This window comes from Streptomyces zingiberis, assembly GCF_012034935.1.
Classification (GTDB): Bacteria; Actinomycetota; Actinomycetes; order Streptomycetales; family Streptomycetaceae; genus Streptomyces; species Streptomyces zingiberis.
Window position 1 is genome coordinate 1 of sequence record NZ_JAATEN010000064.1, and the last position, 506, is coordinate 506.

A 506-nucleotide genomic window follows, 5' to 3' on the forward strand; every position below is an offset into this window, starting at 1 on the left:
GTCGTTGACGCGGCGCGGCTGCGCAGGGGTGTCACCGAGGACGGACTGACGGCGGCCCATCTGACCGCGGGATCCTTCCGGGTGCTCGCGGGGGAGTCCCCGGAGTGCTTCGCCGGGCTGCGTGAGGTGCTGACCGGCGGGGACGTGGTGCCGGTGGACGCGGTGGCCCGGGTCCGGGGAGCCTGCCCCCAGGTGACCGTCCGGCACCTGTACGGGCCGACGGAGGGCACGCTGTGCGCCACCTGGCACACGCTGTCCCCCGGTGAGCGGTTGGACGGTGTGTTGCCGATCGGTGGTCCGTTGCCGGGGCGGCGGGTGTATGTGCTGGATGTGTTCTTGCAGCCGGTTCCGCCGGGGGTGGACGGGGAGTTGTATCTCGCCGGCGCCGGCCTGGCGCGGGGTTATCTGGGGCAGCCGGGGTTGACGGCGGAGCGGTTCGTGGCCTCTCCGTTTGTTCCGGGGGAGCGGATGTATCGCACGGGTGATCTGGTGCGGTGGACGGAGGG

General features: G+C 72.3%; 1 protein-coding gene. It reads left to right on the top strand.

What is annotated here, in order from left to right; translation table 11 throughout:
* Nucleotides 1-506 (top strand): AMP-binding protein (locus HCK00_RS26705; RefSeq protein ID WP_168104616.1); only part of this gene is annotated, 506 nt, incomplete at both ends.